Here is a 17,105-nt window from a genome sequence, read left to right as displayed (position 1 = left end):
CTGCCAAACCCCCCATGGCACAGCCCTTGCAAAATCCTCTGCATATCTTTTCAGTCGAGGAGCCTCCATGCGCCCATTTTCTTTCCGCCGTGCCCTCACGTCCGCGGCACTGTGCACCGCGTTGCTGGCCGGCCAGGCGCACGCGCAACCCCAGGAGGGCGGGGTGCTCAACCTGGTGGCCCAGCCGGAACCGCCGTCGCTGATGCACGGTGTGGTCAGCCATGTGTCCACCCAATACGTGAGCGGCAAAGTGCTCCAGGGCCTGTTGACCTTCGACACCGACCTGGCGCCCAAGCCGGTATTGGCCAAGGCCTGGAGCATTTCCCCGGACGGCCTCACCTACACCTTCGACTTGCAGGACGGTGTGCACTGGCATGATGGCCCGGCCTTCACCGCCGATGATGTGGTGTTCAGCTTCCAGACCTTTTACCCCGAAGTCGACAAGCGCCTCGGCGGCATCATTACCGAGTACGTCGACAGCATCACCGCCAAAGGGCCGCTGCAAGTGGTCTTTCACCTGAAGAAACCCTTTGCTCCGTTGCTCTCGGCGCTGGGCAGCGGCCTGCGCCCGGTGGTGCCCAAGCACCTCTACGAGAACACGGACTTTCGCAACAACCCCTACAACCTCAAGCCGGTCGGCACCGGACCGTTTGTATTCGTGGAGTGGAAACGCGGTGCCTACATCAAGCTGGCCAAGAACCCCAACTACTGGAAAAAAGGCCTGCCGCACCTCGACAGCATCATCTTTCACGTGATTCCTGATGCCTCGTCGCGGGCGGCTGCCTTCGAGCGCAATGACGTGCAAGTGCTGCGCAGCGGCGATGCCGACTACGCCGACCTCAAGCGCCTCACCGCCTTGCCGAATGTGCAGTCGTCGGAGAAGGGCTGGGAGTTGTATGCCGGCCTGGCGTTCCTGCAAATCAACACGCGCAAGCCGCCGCTGGACAACCCCAAGGTGCGCCAGGCGATCCTGTATGCGCTGAACCGCCAGTTCATCGTCGACAACATCTTCTTCGGCTCGGGCAAGGTCGCCCAGGGCGAGTTCGTGTCGACCACGCCGTACCACGACCCGCAGTTGCCGCAGTACAGCTATGACGTGAAAAAAGCCAAGGCACTGATCGCCGAGTCCGGCGTCGACGTGGGCGCGGTGCGTATCCGCCTGCTCAATGGCGAGAAGGGCGGGGCCTGGGAACGCCTGGCCGAATACACCAAGCAGTCCCTGCAGCCCCTGGGCTTCAAGGTTCAGGTGGTGACGTCCGACGCGGCGACCTGGTTCCAGCGCGTGAGTGACTGGGACTTCGACCTGACCTACAACTTCATCTTCCAGATCGGCGACCCGTACCTGACCAGCGCCTACCTGTTCCGCTCCGACTACATCCTCAAGACCTCGCCGTTCGCCAACGTCAGCGGCTACAACAGCCCCGAAGCCGATGCGCTGTGGAGCAAGGTCGCCGACACGCCGGAAGGCCCGGAGCGCAAAAAGCTCTACAGCCAGCTGGAAAACGTCTTGAACACCGACCTGCCGATCGCACCGATCTTCGAGATGCGTTACCCGACGCTGTTCCACACGCAGGTGAAAAACCTGCTGCAGACCGCCACCAGCCTTAACGAAGACTACGAAAGCGTCTACCTCGACGCACCTGCGCCATGAACGGCGTGCTGTATCTCGGCGGACGCCTGTTCAAGGCGCTGCTGATGGTGGTGGCGGTGCTGGTGTTGAGCTTTTTGCTGATCCGCCTGGCGCCGGGTGATCCGGCGTTGCTGCTGGCGGGTGAAGCCGGGGTGGACGACGTGCAGTTCATCGAGCAGTTGCGCCAGACCATGGGCCTGGATAAACCGCTGCTCCAGCAACTGCTGATTTACCTGGGCAATATCGCCCACCTGGATTTGGGTTATTCCTACCGTAACCAGACCTCGGTGTGGTCGCTGATTAGCGAGCGTTTGCCCGCGACATTGGCGCTGATGGGCTCGGCATTCGTGGTGTCTTCCGTGCTCGGTGTGACCCTTGGCGTGCTGGCGGCACGCGCCCGGCAGAAGCGCCATTGGCTCGATGGCGTGATCTCCCATGGCGCCTTGTTGCTGTACGCGATGCCGCCGTTCTGGCTGGCGATGCTGATGATCCTGCTGTTTTCGGTGAGCCTGGACTGGCTGCCGGCATTTGGCATGGAAACCGTGGGCCGCGACTTCTCGCTGCTGGATCGCCTGCAGCATTTGTTGCTGCCGTGCCTGTCCCTGAGCGTGTTGTTCCTCGCCCTGTACATCCACCTGACCCGCGCCGCCGTACTTGACGCCCTCGGCCAGGAATACGTTCGCACTGCCCACGCCAAGGGTTTGCATCCCCGGCGGATTCTCTACGTGCATGTGCTGCGCAATGCGTTGCTGCCGGTGGTGACCTTTGCCGGCTTGCAACTCGGCCAGTTGGCCAGCGGCGCGCTGCTGGTGGAGGTGGTGTATTCCTGGCCGGGCATCGGGCGCTTGATGTATGACTCCCTGGCCCAGCGCGACTACGGCGTGCTGATGGGTGGCTTCCTGGTGATCTCGTTACTGGTGGTGGGCTTCAACGTGTTGACCGATGTGATTTGCCGTTTTCTCGACCCGCGAATCGGCGCCGGAGGGCAAGGTTGATGAGGGTGCTGAAGCGTTTTGTGCGCCAACCGTCGGCGCTGATCGGTGCGCTGTTCCTGCTGCTGTTGGCCGGGCTGGCGGTGGCTGCGCCGTGGCTCACCAGCAGCTCGCCGTGGGAAATGAACACCCAACCGATGCTGGCGCCGTTCCACGACCCCGCCCATTGGCTGGGCAGCGACTTGCTCGGCCGCGACCTCGGCAGCGGCTTGCTCTATGGCGCCCGCGTGTCCCTGGCCGTGGGCGCGCTGACCAGCCTGGCGACCTTGTTGGCGGGGTTGATCGTTGGCGCCATCGCCGGTTACTTCGGTGGTTGGGTGGATGCCGTGCTCATGCGCATCGCCGAATTCTTCCAGATCATCCCGCAACTGGTGCTGGCGGTGATCCTGGTGGCGGTGCTGGAGCCGTCGCTGGGTTCCATCGTACTGGCGATTTCACTGGTGGCGTGGCCAGGCGTTGCGCGGCTGGTGCGCAGTGAATTCCTCACCCTGCGCCAGCGCGAATTCGTGCAGGCGGCGCGAGTACTGGGCCAGTCGCCGTGGGGCATCATCAGCCAACAGATCCTGCCGAATGCCCTGGCGCCGTTGCTGGTGGTGATGACCTTTGTGATGGCCACGGCGATTCTTACCGAGTCGGCCCTGGCGTTCCTCGGCCTGAGTGACCCGGAGGCCATGAGCTGGGGCTACATGATCAACGCATCCCGTGGCCTGCTGCGGGATGCCTGGTGGATGAGCTTCCTGCCGGGGCTGGCGATTGTGGTGTGTGTGCTGGCGGTGAACCGGGTGGGCGAAGGCCTGCGCGTGGCCTTTGAACCGCAGAGGTCGCTATGACACTGCTGAGTGTGGAAAACCTGCGTATCGCCTTGCCGGCCGGTGCGGACCGCAGCCATGCGCTGTATGACGTGTCGCTGCAACTGCGCAGCGGTGAATGCCTGTGTGTGGTGGGCGAGTCCGGTTCGGGCAAATCCATGTTGGCCAAGGCGCTGTTGCGGCAACTGCCGACCCCGCTGAGCGTGGAAAGCGGGCGCCTGGTGTTTCGCGGTCAAGACCTGGCGAGCCTCAGTGAAACCGCCATGCGCCAATTGCGCGGGCACGATATCAGCATGGTGTTCCAGGAGCCCATGAGCGCGCTCAACCCGCTGTTGCGCGTGGGTGAGCAGATCGATGAAACCCTGCGCGCCCACGGGATGACATCGGCACGCGAGCGTCGCCAACGGGTGGTCGACTTGCTCGGTTATGTCGGCCTGCCCGAGCCTGAACGCCTGCGCCAGGCCTATCCTTTCGAACTCTCGGGTGGTCAGCGCCAGCGCGTGGTCATCGCCATGGCATTGGCTTTCGATCCGGCATTGCTGATCGCCGATGAACCCACCTCGGCCCTGGACGTGACCACCCAGGCGCAGATCCTCGACCTGTTGCGCAAAATCCAACAGGACAAGGGCATGGCGCTGTTGTTCATCACCCATGACTTCGCCGTGGTCGAGGCCATTGCCGACCGTGTGCTGGTGCTGGAAAAAGGCGTGTCGGTCGAGCAGGGCAGTGCCCGACAGGTACTGCTCGAACCCAAGGCGCCCTACACCCGGCAACTGCTCGCGGCAGTGTCGGCACAACCGCTGGCGCCGCGGGCTGTGGTCGCGGGCCCCGTGGTGCTCAAGGCCGAGCGATTGAACAAGGTGTTCCGCAGCCGCAGTGGCTGGTGGGGCAAGCGCATCACCCAGGCGCTGGATGCGGTGCAACTGGACCTGCGCGAGGGCGAGACCCTGGGCATCGTCGGTGAGTCGGGCTCGGGAAAATCCACCCTGGGCCGCTGCCTGGTGCGGTTGTTGCGCGCCGACAGCGGGCAGGTCCAATGGCTCGGCCAGGACGTGGCGGGTCTCTCCGAAGGGCGTTTGCGGCCGCTGCGCAGTGATGTGCAGATGATCTTCCAGGACCCGTTCGCCTCCCTCAACCCGCGCCAGACTGTGGGTCGCATTATCATGACCGGGCCACGGGTGCAGGGCCATTCGCAGGCCGAGGCCGAGCAGCGTGCACGGGACCTGCTGGCGTTGGTGGGCTTGCCGGCCACGGCGTTTGAACGTTACCCCCATGAGTTTTCCGGCGGCCAACGCCAACGCATCGGCATTGCACGGGCACTGGCCGTGCAGCCCAAGGTGCTGATCGCCGATGAGTGTGTCTCGGCGCTGGATGCGTTGATTCAGGTGCAGATCCTGGAACTGTTGGAATCCCTGCAACGCCGGCTGAAATTGAGCATCGTGTTCATCACCCACGACCTGCGCGTCGCGGCGCGTTTGTGTGATCGCATTGCCGTGATGCAGAACGGACGGGTGGTGGAGCAGGGCGACACGGCGGCGTTGTTCGACGATGCGCGGCATCCCTATACGCGCACGCTGCTGCAGTGTGTGCCGAGTGCCTCGGTCCTTGTGGCTGACGCTAGCTGATGTGGGCGCCGGGCTTGTTGTGGCGAGGGAGCTTGCTCCCACATTGACCGAGTTTATTCATCAAGGAATGTGGTGTTCATGAGTATCAACGTTTCAGATCTACCGACAGTTCGCGGCCAAAGCCTGGACATCCGCCCCAATCGCACCTTGAGCATCGCCCATCACGTGGGCACCACTCAACCCGACACGGTGGTGTTCTTCTGCCATGGCGCCGGCGGCAACAAAGACCAATGGCGCCCGCAATGGCAGGCGCTCAAGGCCGAGGGCTACAGCCTGGTGGCCTGGGACCTGCTGGGTCATGGCGACAGCGCTCGTCCGCGAGAGGACCAGGCCTATGCCTGGCCCGAACTGGTGGCGGACTACCTGGCGATCCTGCAACGCTACGGCGGTGTGCGAAACCTCATCGTGGCGCATTCCTTCGGCACCGGCTTGAGCCTCAGTGCGTTGCTGGCCAGGCCGCCGGTGTCGATTGATGCAGCGCTGCTGCTGGGCACGCAGTTGTACCGGCCGGTGGTCAGCGGCGGGTTGATGTCGCTGCCGGCGTGGATCCTCGAATGGCTGCGCCCGTTATTGGCGAAGGGGTTTCGCGAGCGCGCCTGGCACGCTTCGGCCGACCCTGCGCTGGTGGCCTATGAAGAAAAACTCACCGAGCGCAACCGCCTGCACATGTTCAAGGCCCTGACCAAAAACGCGCAGTGGCCGGACGCCGCGCAGATCCCCAGCCTGGTGTTGCCCGTCAGTGTCTTGGCCGGTGACAGCGACGGCCTGACGCCCGCCAGCGGTGGCCAGGCCTTGGCGGGGCAGTTGCCGGATGCCGATTTCCAGGTGCTCGAAGCCTGCGGCCATCAGCTGATGCTGGAGAAACCTGATGCGGTGCTGAAAGCATTCAACACACTGCTGGCAAGGGCCTTATAACTCAATTTTTTTCGGCTATGCGATCCAGCTATTGGATTGTTCATGAGGTAATGCATTTAATTCGGGGCCTAACTCATTGTTGTTCGGAATAAATCAGCGCCCTCGCGCGTTGTAATGAGTCATCGTTCCGCTTTAGAGATTAGCCATGAGTAACCCCGTTGCCCCCGAGCCCCTGATCCGCCTGCTGGGCCTGTGCAAGACCTTTGGCGCCCAGCGGGCGCTGGATCAGGTCACCCTGGATATCTACCCCGGAGAAGGTGTGGCCTTGCTCGGTGCCACGGGGGCGGGTAAATCGACGTTGGTCAGGATTCTCAGCGGCAGCCTGGCGCCGGATAGCGGTGAGCTGTGGGTCGACGGGCAGCGTCAACGCTTTACCTCGCCGCTGTCGGCGCGCCGGGTCGGCATCGTGGCCGTGCACCAACAGCCCGATGACGCCATTGCCCCTGGCCTGAGCGTGGCCGAGAACCTGTTGCTCGATGAACTGGGCCAGCCGGATGCGGATTTTCTGCTCAATCGCAAAAGCCTGCTGCAACGCGCCGAAGCCATCGCCGCCGGACTGGGCCTGGACCTGCCGCTGCAACATCCGATCGAACGCCTCGGCCAGGCCGATCGCCAACTGCTGGTATTGGCCCGCGCCTTTGCCCTGCAACCCAAACTGCTGATCCTCGACGAACCCACCGCGGCCCTGTCGGAAACCGACGCCGAACGCCTGCTCGGCCTGATCGACAGCCAGCGCGCACGGGGCGTGGCGATCCTCTACATCTCCCAGCGCTTGTCCGACCTGCAACGGGTGACCAATCGCGCGATCGTGTTGCAGGCAGGTCGACTCACCAGCGACCTCAATACCCGGCATTTGCCGAGTGCGGCCTACACCCTGTTTGGGGATGTGGCCGAACATCCAGCGGTGTCCCCTGACAAGGCCTTGCCGGTGCCCTTTCTGGAACGGTTTACCCGCGCCGGGTTCATTCGCAACCGGGCGGAGGGGCGCGCGGTGCAGCAGCAGGTGGCGGGGTTGGGCAGCACTCTCACCGCGGTCGAGGTGATGAACCCGGCACAGACCAAGCCCCGCTGATCTCATCGCAGTTGCGGATACACAATCAGTTCCAGATACCCCTTGTGATACCGCTTGCCCCCAGGCGGCAGTTGGCCCGCCTCGCGCATTTCACTGGTGCTCCTGACGCGCATCAGCACCCCCACCGAGCCGTGCTGGCGTGCATGCTCGAGCCAGGCCTGGACCTCTTCCAGGTTCACTTTGCGCTGCGTCGCCTCCGCATACTGCAAGCCGTAACGCAGCTCGCCCTCGGTGTCATACAGCGCCACTTCGGGGCGTTGCAGGCGCCAGGCGAGGGCACTGGCGCTGCTCAGTTCATTGCTCAGCAGTGCCTGGGTCTGCTGCAACTCTTCCAGGTGTTCAAGCACAAACTGGTCGGGCATTTCGTTGTCGGCGATCCACGCCGGCATGCTTGCCGGCAACAGGATCACCAGCAGGCCGATGCCCAGGGCCGGCATGGCCCACAGCGTCAGCGGGCGAAACGCTTGCAGCAGGTTGGTGAGGATCCACACCAGCAGCACGATAAAAGCCAGGGACAGGCTGAACATCTCGGCGTGGCTGTTGCTGTACAGCGGCCGGGCGATTTGCAGGTAGATCAGGCCGATCATGGCGACCATGCCGATCACGAAATTGAGCAGGCCGTTGAGGCACAGGGGGCGCGCACGGCCGTTGCTGATCAGATTGACCAGGGTATGCCCCATCAACAAGGCCAGGGGCAGCAGGCACGGCATGATGTAGGTCGGCAGCTTGCCGTTGCTCAGGCTGAAGAAACCCAGGGGGAGCATCAGCCACAGGGCCAGGAAGGCGATGGCTGGTTGGCGTTTTTGCTGCCAGGTTGTGCGCAGGGTGCTGGGCAACAGCCCGGCCCAAGGCAGGCATGACACCGCGATGATCGGCAGGAAGAACCACCACGGGCGCACGTGCTGCGCGTTGTCGGCACTGAAGCGTCGAATGTGCTCGTTCCAGAAAAAGAAGCGCCAGAAGTCCGGTTCCTGCAGGTGGATCGCCAGCATCCACGGCACGCACACTAGCATGGCGACCGCCATTGCCAGCGGACCGTAGCGCAGCAATTCGCCCAGGCGCCGCTGCCAGAGCATGTAGGGCACGGCGATCAGCACCGGCAGCGCCCAGGCCAGGAAGCCCTTGGTCAGGAACCCCAGGGCGCAGGCCAGGCCCACCACCGTCCAGGCCCCCAGGCGCCCACGTGTCGTGGGGCTGTCGAGCGCGAACCACAGGGCCACCAGGCTCAGGTTGACCCACAGGGTGAATTGCGGGTCGAGGTTGGAATAGCCCGCTTGCCCCGCCACCAGGCCGAAGCTCAGGTAGAGCAGGGCGCAGGCGAAGCTTTTGCGCGGGTCGTTCCACAGGCGACGGGCGATCAGGTAGGCCAGCAGCACGCTCAGGGCGGTCGTCAGGGCCGAGGCGATGCGCACGCCGAACAGGTTCTGGCCAAACACGGCCTGGCCCAGGGCGATCAACCAATAGCCGCCGGCGGGTTTCTCGAAATAGCGCACCCCCATGAAATGCGGCGCCACCCAGTTGCCGCTCTGGAGCATTTCCTGGCTGATCTGCGCGTAGCGGGTTTCGTCAGGGATCCACAAACCGTGCAGGCCCAGGGGCAAGAGGTAAAACGCGAGAATGGCGAGTAACAATACCGGCAGGGGTTTTAATCGGGTCATGAAAACGTCACTCCCTGACGTTTAGTCGCAGATATAAGAAGTAATGAAGTAATAGCGAAAAAAGTCACAGCGTTCACTGAGTTGCAGAAGATATTCATGATGTCCTTAATTAAAAGGCGCAACTAAACATGCCAGAACAGGGCTGTCTTTTTGCTGAACAGGCAGAAAGGTAAGTTATTAGAGTTGTTTCAGCGCGGCGGGCCAGTCCGGGTTATTGACGATGCCCAGGGGCTTGAATTTGCCGTGAGGCAGCACCTGCACGAACAGCGCGCTGCCGTACTGGGGGAACGATGCATGGGGAAAGCCCAGGGTGCTTTCGAAGTCGGCGATGCAGCCGCTGTGGGTGACGAATACCAGGTTGCGCCCCGGGGTTTTGTGGCTCAGCAGTTCTTCGCCCATGGCCGCGCCGCAGACGGCCTGCTGGCCGGAGGTCAGCTCGTTTTTACCAAACATGAAACGCAAGGTCTGGGCCGTGCGGATGGCCGGGCTGGCAAGCACGTCGCTGCCCTCCATGCCCAGTGTTTTAAAGGCTTTGCCCAGGGTTTCGGCCTGCTGGCTGCCGTTGGCCGTGAGGCCTTCCATGGGGCCCAGGCAGGGGTTGGTCGAGCGGTCGCAGCGTTCTTCGTGGCGCACCAGTACGATCAGGTCGCCATCGCGCCACAGGGGCAGTACCTGCGAGGTCAGCAGGCGGTTGCCGATGCCCAGGTCCCTTGGCGAAGCATGCCAGAACAGGCTGCCGCCGAGCAGCAGCGCAACCACCAGGCACCCCAGCCCCAGCGGTCGCAGGCGCCTGATAAAGGCCCGGCGCGAGCGCGCTTTGGTCAGGGTAAGGTCAACCACTTCATTCACCATGGGCATTGTTTGGCAGTGTTTTAATTAGTTAGGTGCAATGTGTTGGCGAATGCCCGCAGTGGAGCAGAAGGCTGTCACAGGCAGGCTGTCTTTTCGCTGAACATATTGCGGTTAAAAGTTGCCACGCGAGGCAACTAACAAGTTGCCGACGAATGACCCTTGGGCGGCAATTTAAAGTGTGGCGGGTGGGCAGCCGGTGAAATCCATGTGAAAAATTTGCGTGGTCTTGAGCGCCAGCCGTTATTCTCGATTGCCGCCCATCCAATGAGAGTTGCCATGTTGCACGTGCAAGGTGTGTCCAAAAGCTATTCCACTCCCCAAGGGCCGCTGGCGGTGTTGGCCGGTGTGGACCTGCACCTGGCCGAGCGCGGCAGCCTGGCCTTGATGGGCGAGTCGGGCAGTGGCAAGAGCACCCTGTTACATCTGGTGGCCGGGCTGGATCGGGTGGACGGCGGCACTATCCAGGTCGGCGAGCAACGCCTCGACCAGCTCGGCGAAGCGCAACTGGCCCATTGGCGGCGCACGGAGATCGGCCTGGTGTTCCAGCAGTTCAACCTGATCGGCAGTTTGCGGGTCGAGGACAACCTGGCGTTCCAGGCGCGGCTGGCGGGGCGTTTCGACCCACAGTGGCAGGCGCAGTTGGTGGAGCGCCTGGGCCTGGGCGAACTGCTCAAGCGCTACCCCGAACAACTCTCTGGCGGCCAGCAACAACGGGTGGCGGTAGGGCGCGCATTGGCGTCGCGGCCGGGCCTGTTGTTGGCTGACGAACCCACCGGCAACCTTGACGAAGGCACCAGCGACGAAGTGCTGCAACTGCTGCTGGACCTGTTGCGCGACACCCCCACCAGCCTGTTGATGGTCACCCACAGCCCGCGCATCGCCGCACGGCTGGATCGCCAAGTGGTGCTGCAGCGCGGCCGTGTCGTCCCCGCAGGCGGCGCTTGAGATGGCGGTGTTCCACTGGACATTGCGTGCGTTGCTCAGTCACTGGCGGCGGCATCCCGTGCAGTTTTTCAGCGTGCTCACCGGCCTGTGGCTGGCAACCGCACTGCTGATTGGCGTGCAGGCCCTCAACAACCAGGCGCGCGACAGCTATGCCCGCGCCAGCCAATTGATCGGCGGTGAACCCCAGGCCACGCTCAGCGCGCCGGACGGCGCCAGTGTGCCCCAGGCGCTGTTTGCGCAACTGCGTCGTGCCGGCTGGCCGGTGTCGCCGGTGGTGCAGGGGCGGGTGCAGCTCAAGGGGTTGGAGGACGTGCGCCTGCAATTGATGGGCATTGACCCGGTGTCGTTGCCCGGCAGTGGCGCAGTGGCGGGGCAACGCTTGAGCCAGGCACAGATGCTGGCGTTCTTCGAGCCGCCGGGGCGTACCTGGATCGCGCCGCAGACCTTGCAGGCTCTGGGGCTGCGCGAAGGTCAGCAGCCGACCACCCTGAGTGGTCACACACTGCCGCCGCTGCACGCCCAAGCGGATATGGCCCCCGGCCTGTTGCTCACTGACATCGGTTTCGCCCAACCCGTGCTGGAGATGCCCGAGCGCCTGTCGCGCCTGCTGGTGGACAAGCCGTTCGCCGCCGGCCAGCCCACGCCTCCCGCCGGGCTGCAGCTCAAGCAGGGCGAGGACAATAACCTCGCGCGCCTCACCGAGAGCTTTCACCTGAACCTCGATGCGCTGGGCTTCCTATCCTTCGTGGTGGGGCTGTTTATCGTGCACGCCGCCATTGGCCTGGCCCTGGAGCAACGGCGCGGGCTGCTGCGGACCTTGCGCGCCTGTGGGGTCAGCGTGCGAATGTTGCTGGTCAGCTTGAGCGTGGAGTTGGGTGTGCTGTCGTTGCTGGGCGGTGTGCTCGGCGTGGCCAGCGGCTACCTGCTGGCCAGCCTGTTGCTGCCGGATGTGGCCGCCAGCCTGCGTGGGTTGTATGGCGCCGAAGTGCCGGGGCAGTTGAGCCTGAGCCCGTGGTGGTGGGGCGCAGGGTTGGGCTTGAGCTTGCTCGGCGCCTTGCTTGCCGGTGCCAGCAGCTTGTGGCGGGCGGCGCGTCTGCCATTGCTGGCGCTGGCCAACGCCCAGGCCTGGCATGAGGCCCATGGGCGCTGGTTGCGCCGCCAAGGGTGGGTGGCCAGTGGGGCACTGTTGGTCGCTGTACTGGCGCTGTGGTTGGGCAACAGCCTGGCCACCGGTTTTGTGCTGATGGCCGCGTTGCTGCTCGGTGCTGCCCTCGGCCTGCCGGTGGTGCTCAATGGCCTGCTCAAGGCGGTGTTGGGACGCCGTCGTTCGGTGCTCGGCCAATGGTTTCTCGCCGACTGCCGTCAGCAGTTGCCGGCCTTGAGCCTGGCCCTGATGGCGCTGCTATTGGCCCTGGCCGCGAATATCGGTGCGGGCTCCATGACCTCGGGTTTTCGTCACACCTTCAGCAATTGGCTCGAACAACGCCTCACCGCCGAGCTGTATCTGAACCCACAAACCCCGGCCCAGGCTGAACAACTCAGTACCTGGCTGGCGCAACAGCCATTGGTGCGCACCGTGCTGCCTACCTGGCAGGTCGCCGTGCAATTGCAGGGTTGGCCCGCGGACCTGTTTGGCGTGGTCGACGACCCCACCTATCGCCAGCATTGGCCGCTGCTGGAGGCGGCGAGTGAACCCTGGGACCAGTTGCAGCACGGCGATACCCTGATGCTCAGCGAGCAACTGGCGCGCCGGCTCGATGTGCGCCTGGGCGATACCGTGAGCATTCCCACGCCCCAAGGCGCCTGGGCGCCCAAGGTGGTGGGGGTCTACGCCGACTACGGCAACCCCAAGGGCCATGTGCTGGTCAACGCCCAGCACTTGCTGGCCCATTGGCCGACGCTGTCACCGGCGCGTTTCAACCTGCGGGTAGCGCCGGCGGATGTGGCGCCGCTGGTGCGTGAGGTGCAACGCGCCTTTGCCCTGAACGACAGCCGCATCGTCGATCAGCAACAACTCAAGGGCTGGTCGAGCCAGGTGTTCGAACACACCTTCGCCGCCACCGCCGCGCTGAACAGCCTGACGCTGGGCGTGGCCGGGGTGGCGTTGTTTATCAGCCTGTTGACCCAGAGCCAGAGTCGCCTTGGTCAACTCGCCCCGCTGTGGGCATTGGGCGTCACGCGTCGGCAATTGATGCTGCTCAACCTCGGCCAGACCTGGCTGCTGGCGGTGCTCACGTTGGTCCTGGCCTTACCCCTGGGCCTGCTGCTGGCCTGGTGCCTGGATGCAGTGATCAATGTGCAGGCCTTTGGCTGGCGCTTGCCGTTGCAGGTGTTCCCGTGGCAACTGGCGCAATTGCTCGGGTTGGCGATGCTGGCGACCTTGCTGGCCTCGGCCTGGCCGTTGTGGCAGTTGTACCGCAGCCGTCCTGCGGATTTGTTGAGGACGTTTGCCAATGAAGATTAAGTACCTGCTGTGGACGTGCTTGTTACTGGCCGCATGCGACAAAGTCCCCGCGCCACAGGAGAGCTTCGCCGGCTTGGGCAGCGACGCGGCGGACTTCGCCCAAGTGGTGCCCGGCAAGGTGTTCCGCTTCCCTGAGGACCATGGGCCCCATGATGGGTTTCGCATCGAGTGGTGGTACGTCACCGCCAACCTGAAGGACGAGCAGGGCAATGTGTTCGGGGTGCAATGGACGCTGTTTCGCAACGCCCTCAAGGCCGGGCCGACGCAGGCGGGCTGGCACGACTCGACCGTCTGGCTCGGCCACGCCGCCGTCACTTCGGCCACCCACCACTACGCCGCCGAACGTTACGCGCGCGGCGGCGTCGGCCAGGCCGGGGCCCAGGCGGTGCCGTTCAACGCCTGGATCGACGACTGGAATTTCGCCACCCGCCCGGGTGCCGCGCACGCCTTGTCGGCTATGCAACTCAAGGCCAGTGGCGCGCAATTCGCCTACGACCTGCACCTGACTTCCAGCCGGCCCTTGGTGCTGCAGGGCGACAACGGCTACAGCCGCAAATCTGACCAGGGCCAGGCGTCGTACTACTACAGCCAGCCGTTTTTCAGTGCTGCCGGCCGTGTCAGCATCGACGGCAAAACCTATCAGGTCAGCGGCCCGGCCTGGCTCGACCGGGAGTGGAGCAGCCAACCCCTGACCGCCAGCCAGACTGGCTGGGACTGGTTCTCCCTGCACCTGGACCGTGGCGAACAGTTGATGCTGTTCCGGGTGCGGCAAACCGACGGCGCGTCCTACCTGACCGGCACCTGGATTGATCACGAAGGCCATACACAAACCCTGCACAACGCGGATATCCAGCTGAAACCGTTGGATGCCACCGTCATTGAGGGTCGCAAGCTTCCCACACGCTGGTCGCTGAAAATCCCCGGCAAGCAGCTGGATATCACCACCCAGGCGGTCAACCCGAAGGCCTGGATGAACCTGGGTATTCCGTACTGGGAAGGGCCGGTGAAGTTCGAAGGTGGGGTGGGTTACCTGGAAATGACCGGGTATTAGCGCGGTTTCTGTAGGCTCTATTTCTTTGCTGTGTAGGCAGCTTCCCAAATGTAAATCCGCCCCCCCTGGACCTGTGTCCGGGGCGTAGGCGCTTGCTTATATTTCGACGCCATCTTCATCGCATCCGGGATGTGAAGCATGGCGCAGAGCTTTATCAACGAGCGTGCGACGGACTATCAAAGTTTGAAAAATCGAGTGATGGGCGGCGCCCTGAGCCGACCGCGTGCCGATCATTTTGATGTATTGAACCGGCACCTGAGGCCCGGCCTGGTGGCGCCGGGGCAACTGGTGATTATTCCCGACGGCCACAGCGTGAATTGTTCGGTCGAGGAAGCGTGGTTGATGCGCCACGCCGAAGAAGTCCGTCGCCACCTGGAACGGAATGCAGCGACCGGCGCGGCGGTGATCGACAACTATGACTTGCTGCAGAGTTTCATGGCGAAGGGTTCGATTGGCATCGGCAGTGCGACGTCGGCCTGGGCGCGGCATCTGGATGAAGTGGCGCAAACATTGGATGACATCGAACGCTTGCATCAGCGGTTGAAAGACGGTGCGTTGGACAGGGCTACGTTTATTCAGCAGCGCCAGGCGTTGTTCCGGCGGCTGGAAGTGCAACTGCAAGGCGCGGCGCGGTTGGGGACGGGGTTGCAGGGTAATGAGTCGTTGAAAAAGGTGTTGGGCCTGTCGACCAAGAGCTATCTGCATAAAGGTGAGATCGCGGGGTATGCCATGCGGATGCGGGAGATTGCGCAGATGTCGAAGTGGTTGGGCAAAGGAACCTATGTGGGGTTGGCGCTGGATGTGGGGGTGGCGGGGTTGGAGATCAAGGAGGCGTGTGTGGAGGGGAGGGAGGCGCAGTGTAGAAGGGCGAAGTATGTGGAGACGGGGAGGTTGGCAGGTGGAGTCTCAGGAGCTGCCCTTTTGGGAAGACTCGGTGCAGGAGCCGCTCGAAGGGCATGCACAATGTTCCTAGGTATTCGCATGAAGGGAAAAGGTGAACTCGCCTGCGGAATAATCGGAGGCTCAGCGGGAGGGTATGTGGGAGGTGATGGGGTCGGTAGTGCTGGGGCGTTTTTGGGAGGAGAGATCATGGAAGTCGATGGGGATTTGATATTCCTACCTGAGGGAGCCTAACCATGGATTTTTTTCTCATCTACACCATCGTGGTGTTTGTCGGGACGTTTGTTGTCTTGGGACTGATGATTTTTGCGGAATATGCAAAGCTCGATGAGGTGGAAAGTTATTTCTGTCAGAACGAAAGGGTTCAAGACAATAAGCGATTTTGGAGGCGAAACCAGTGGATCGACAGGCAATATCGCATGTTGCTTATTTCTGAGTTTTTCTCAGACTCAAAGCGCTATGTGGAAGCCGGTATTGTGACGAAGGCTGAATTAGCGGCAGTTCCTTTAGCGCTTAAGCGTTGGGTGGTGTGGCCATATAAAGTTGGCTATATCTGGGTCTTCGGGACGGCTGTCTGGAGCTTCTGGCGCTGGTGGTGTGACATCCCCATTCCATAGAAATTGAAATTTTTTCAAAAAATACTGTACATGCATACAGTCATATCTTACATTCCATCCCAGGTGACCGGATGTCACCTGAGCTTCACTTTTTAACTATGGATGGATAAAAAATGAAATCGAAAAAAGCCTTTATGCTGGGCGCGGCCATGGCGGCCTCCTGCTTCGTTTCGGCCTTCGCCCTGGCCGAGCAACCCCCTCAGAAACTCAGCGCCGAAGCGGTCAAGCAGGCCGTGGACAAAGCGCTCAAATCTGGCGGCAAGCTGGACGCGGCGAAGGTGCCGGCCAGCCTCAAGCAAAAACTCCAGGCAGCCAAGACCGGCCAATCCAAGGCTGTTACCCAGGCGGTCAAGTCCACGCCTTTCAACACCGTGGTCGGCGAGTTGAAAAAGCCTGGCCAGGCCGAACTGAAAAGCGCCGCCGTTGCGGCCTTTGTGCCGCTATTCCCGACACTCGATATCAATACCCTCTACACCGTCAACGGCGTGGCCCAGGGTGAAGAGTTCGCCTATCACTTCAACCTGCCAGAGAACGCACGGGTCCAGGTGCAACTGGTCAACCAGAGTGCGGGCACCGACATGTCGCTGACCCTGTTCCAGGATGATGGGCAGGGCAACTTGAGCGTGGTGGGTTCGTCGGATGCCGCGGGTAATGCCGATGAATACCTCAACGGTGTACTGCCGGCCGGTGATTACTACTGGTACATGGTCGCCAAGGTCGCCAGCAATTCGCAGTTCAGCTTTGGCGTGGCGGTAGACACCAATATCGATGCCTACGAGCCCAACGACACGCCACAAACCGCCTTCGTGCTGCCGGACTCGATGAACAAGGTGACCGGCAACCTCGACAACGCCAACGACGTTGACTACTTCGACTTCAAGGCGGTGCGTGGCCAGAGCGTGAGCATGTACCTGGCCGGTGATGCGAACGGCAGCCGCAGCCAGTGGATTTTCGATCGTTTCGATGGCGTCAATTGGGTCACCGTCCCGGCGGGCTCTACCTCGACCTACCCGAGTGTCACACCAGGCACCACGGTGAAGGTGCGTGTACGGGCCAACCCGGCCGTGGTTCAGGACCCGACCCGGCACTACCAGCTGAGCCTGGGCTCTACGCCGCGCTTGAACACGTCGGATGTGAAGGGTGACAACGTCGTGCGGGTGCCGGCTTCGATCTTCTGGATGGCGACCCAGGCTGCACGTACGGTGAACTGGACCACCAACTGGTCCGACTCCACTGGCGCACCGTTGTTGGGTGTCACGCCGGTCCTGCGTATCGACAAACGCTTCGACGGTGCCGAGTTCCACTGGACCGACTTCAAGGCCACCACCAACAGTGCGGGTACCTCCCAGGCCAGTTCCGGTATCGGTGACTGCTTCGGCGACTACCGTGTGGAGTACCCGGACAGCAGCACCGGCGTCAAATACAACTGGGCGACGACCTTCAACTTCGGTGGCTGGCGTATCGAACTGGACGAGTTCCCTGGTGTGGGCGTGGGCGGCGAGAATGTGCCTTACGTGACCTTCGGGCACATCTGCACCCAAGACATCATCCATTGATTCAACGGTGCAAGTGAGA

The 17,105-nt window shown here is 62.7% G+C and carries 14 protein-coding genes; 12 read left to right on the top strand and 2 right to left on the bottom strand.

Going from position 1 to position 17,105, the window contains the following annotated elements; genetic code table 11:
• Positions 1-67 precede the first annotated feature (67 nt).
• The 6 genes from BM70_RS0104725 (at position 68) to BM70_RS0104700 (ending at position 7,043) form a co-directional block, all read left to right on the top strand.
• On the top strand, positions 68-1,651 hold the full coding sequence (locus BM70_RS0104725; protein WP_025854929.1) for an ABC transporter substrate-binding protein: 1,584 nt from the start codon (positions 68-70) through the stop codon (positions 1,649-1,651).
• Positions 1,648-2,625: an ABC transporter permease gene (locus BM70_RS0104720; protein ID WP_025854928.1), complete on the top strand. Its 978-nt coding sequence runs from the start codon at positions 1,648-1,650 to the stop codon at positions 2,623-2,625. The genes BM70_RS0104725 and BM70_RS0104720 overlap by 4 nt, the downstream gene beginning before the upstream one ends.
• Positions 2,625-3,452, top strand: coding sequence for an ABC transporter permease (locus tag BM70_RS0104715; RefSeq protein ID WP_025854927.1), 828 nt, complete (start codon positions 2,625-2,627; stop codon positions 3,450-3,452). Before BM70_RS0104720 ends, BM70_RS0104715 begins: the two co-directional genes overlap by 1 nt.
• A complete protein-coding gene (locus tag BM70_RS0104710; protein ID WP_025854926.1) occupies positions 3,449-5,056 on the top strand; it encodes an ABC transporter ATP-binding protein in 1,608 nt (535 codons plus the stop codon). The genes BM70_RS0104715 and BM70_RS0104710 overlap by 4 nt, the downstream gene beginning before the upstream one ends.
• A gap of 78 nt (positions 5,057-5,134) precedes the next feature.
• The gene (locus BM70_RS0104705) at positions 5,135-5,971 is read left to right on the top strand and encodes an alpha/beta fold hydrolase (protein WP_025854925.1); all 837 of its coding nucleotides are present in this window, start codon (positions 5,135-5,137) and stop codon (positions 5,969-5,971) included.
• Positions 5,972-6,116: 145 nt separating this feature from the next.
• Complete coding sequence (locus BM70_RS0104700) at positions 6,117-7,043, top strand: ATP-binding cassette domain-containing protein (protein ID WP_025854924.1); 927 nt, start codon at positions 6,117-6,119, stop codon at positions 7,041-7,043.
• 2 nt (positions 7,044-7,045) lie between these two features.
• Here the strand turns inward: BM70_RS0104700 and arnT are convergent, their stop codons facing one another.
• Complete coding sequence (gene arnT, locus BM70_RS0104695; RefSeq protein WP_025854923.1) at positions 7,046-8,701, bottom strand: lipid IV(A) 4-amino-4-deoxy-L-arabinosyltransferase; 1,656 nt, start codon at positions 8,699-8,701, stop codon at positions 7,046-7,048.
• A gap of 177 nt (positions 8,702-8,878) precedes the next feature.
• On the bottom strand, positions 8,879-9,553 hold the full coding sequence (locus BM70_RS0104690) for a histidine phosphatase family protein (RefSeq protein ID WP_025854922.1): 675 nt from the start codon (positions 9,551-9,553) through the stop codon (positions 8,879-8,881).
• A 276-nt stretch (positions 9,554-9,829) separates the two neighbouring features.
• Here BM70_RS0104690 and BM70_RS0104685 point away from each other — a divergent pair, with 276 nt between their 5' ends.
• From BM70_RS0104685 to BM70_RS0104655, 6 genes are all read left to right on the top strand, one after another.
• Positions 9,830-10,498 (top strand): ABC transporter ATP-binding protein, encoded by a 669-nt coding sequence (locus tag BM70_RS0104685; RefSeq protein WP_025854921.1) that lies wholly within the window; start codon positions 9,830-9,832, stop codon positions 10,496-10,498.
• A gap of 1 nt (position 10,499) precedes the next feature.
• Positions 10,500-12,962, top strand: coding sequence for an FtsX-like permease family protein (locus tag BM70_RS0104680; protein WP_025854920.1), 2,463 nt, complete (start codon positions 10,500-10,502; stop codon positions 12,960-12,962).
• Positions 12,952-14,013 carry a lipocalin-like domain-containing protein gene (locus BM70_RS0104675; RefSeq protein WP_025854919.1) on the top strand — a complete coding sequence of 354 codons (1,062 nt, stop codon included), beginning with the start codon at positions 12,952-12,954 and terminating at the stop codon, positions 14,011-14,013. Before BM70_RS0104680 ends, BM70_RS0104675 begins: the two co-directional genes overlap by 11 nt.
• A gap of 138 nt (positions 14,014-14,151) precedes the next feature.
• Positions 14,152-15,147, top strand: coding sequence for a hypothetical protein (locus tag BM70_RS0104665; protein ID WP_025854918.1), 996 nt, complete (start codon positions 14,152-14,154; stop codon positions 15,145-15,147).
• Between the two features lie 2 nt (positions 15,148-15,149).
• On the top strand, positions 15,150-15,530 hold the full coding sequence (locus BM70_RS0104660) for a hypothetical protein (RefSeq protein WP_025854917.1): 381 nt from the start codon (positions 15,150-15,152) through the stop codon (positions 15,528-15,530).
• 113 nt (positions 15,531-15,643) lie between these two features.
• Positions 15,644-17,086, top strand: a complete 1,443-nt coding sequence (locus BM70_RS0104655) for a PPC domain-containing protein (RefSeq protein WP_025854916.1) — start codon at positions 15,644-15,646, stop codon at positions 17,084-17,086.
• Positions 17,087-17,105: the final 19 nt, after the last annotated feature.

It is taken from the genome of Pseudomonas sp. CHM02 (genome assembly GCF_000612585.1).
In the GTDB taxonomy this organism is placed as follows: Bacteria; Pseudomonadota; Gammaproteobacteria; order Pseudomonadales; family Pseudomonadaceae; genus Aquipseudomonas.
The sequence above is the reverse complement of the archived record's forward strand: the minus strand, read 5'-3'. Positions and strand labels throughout refer to the sequence as shown.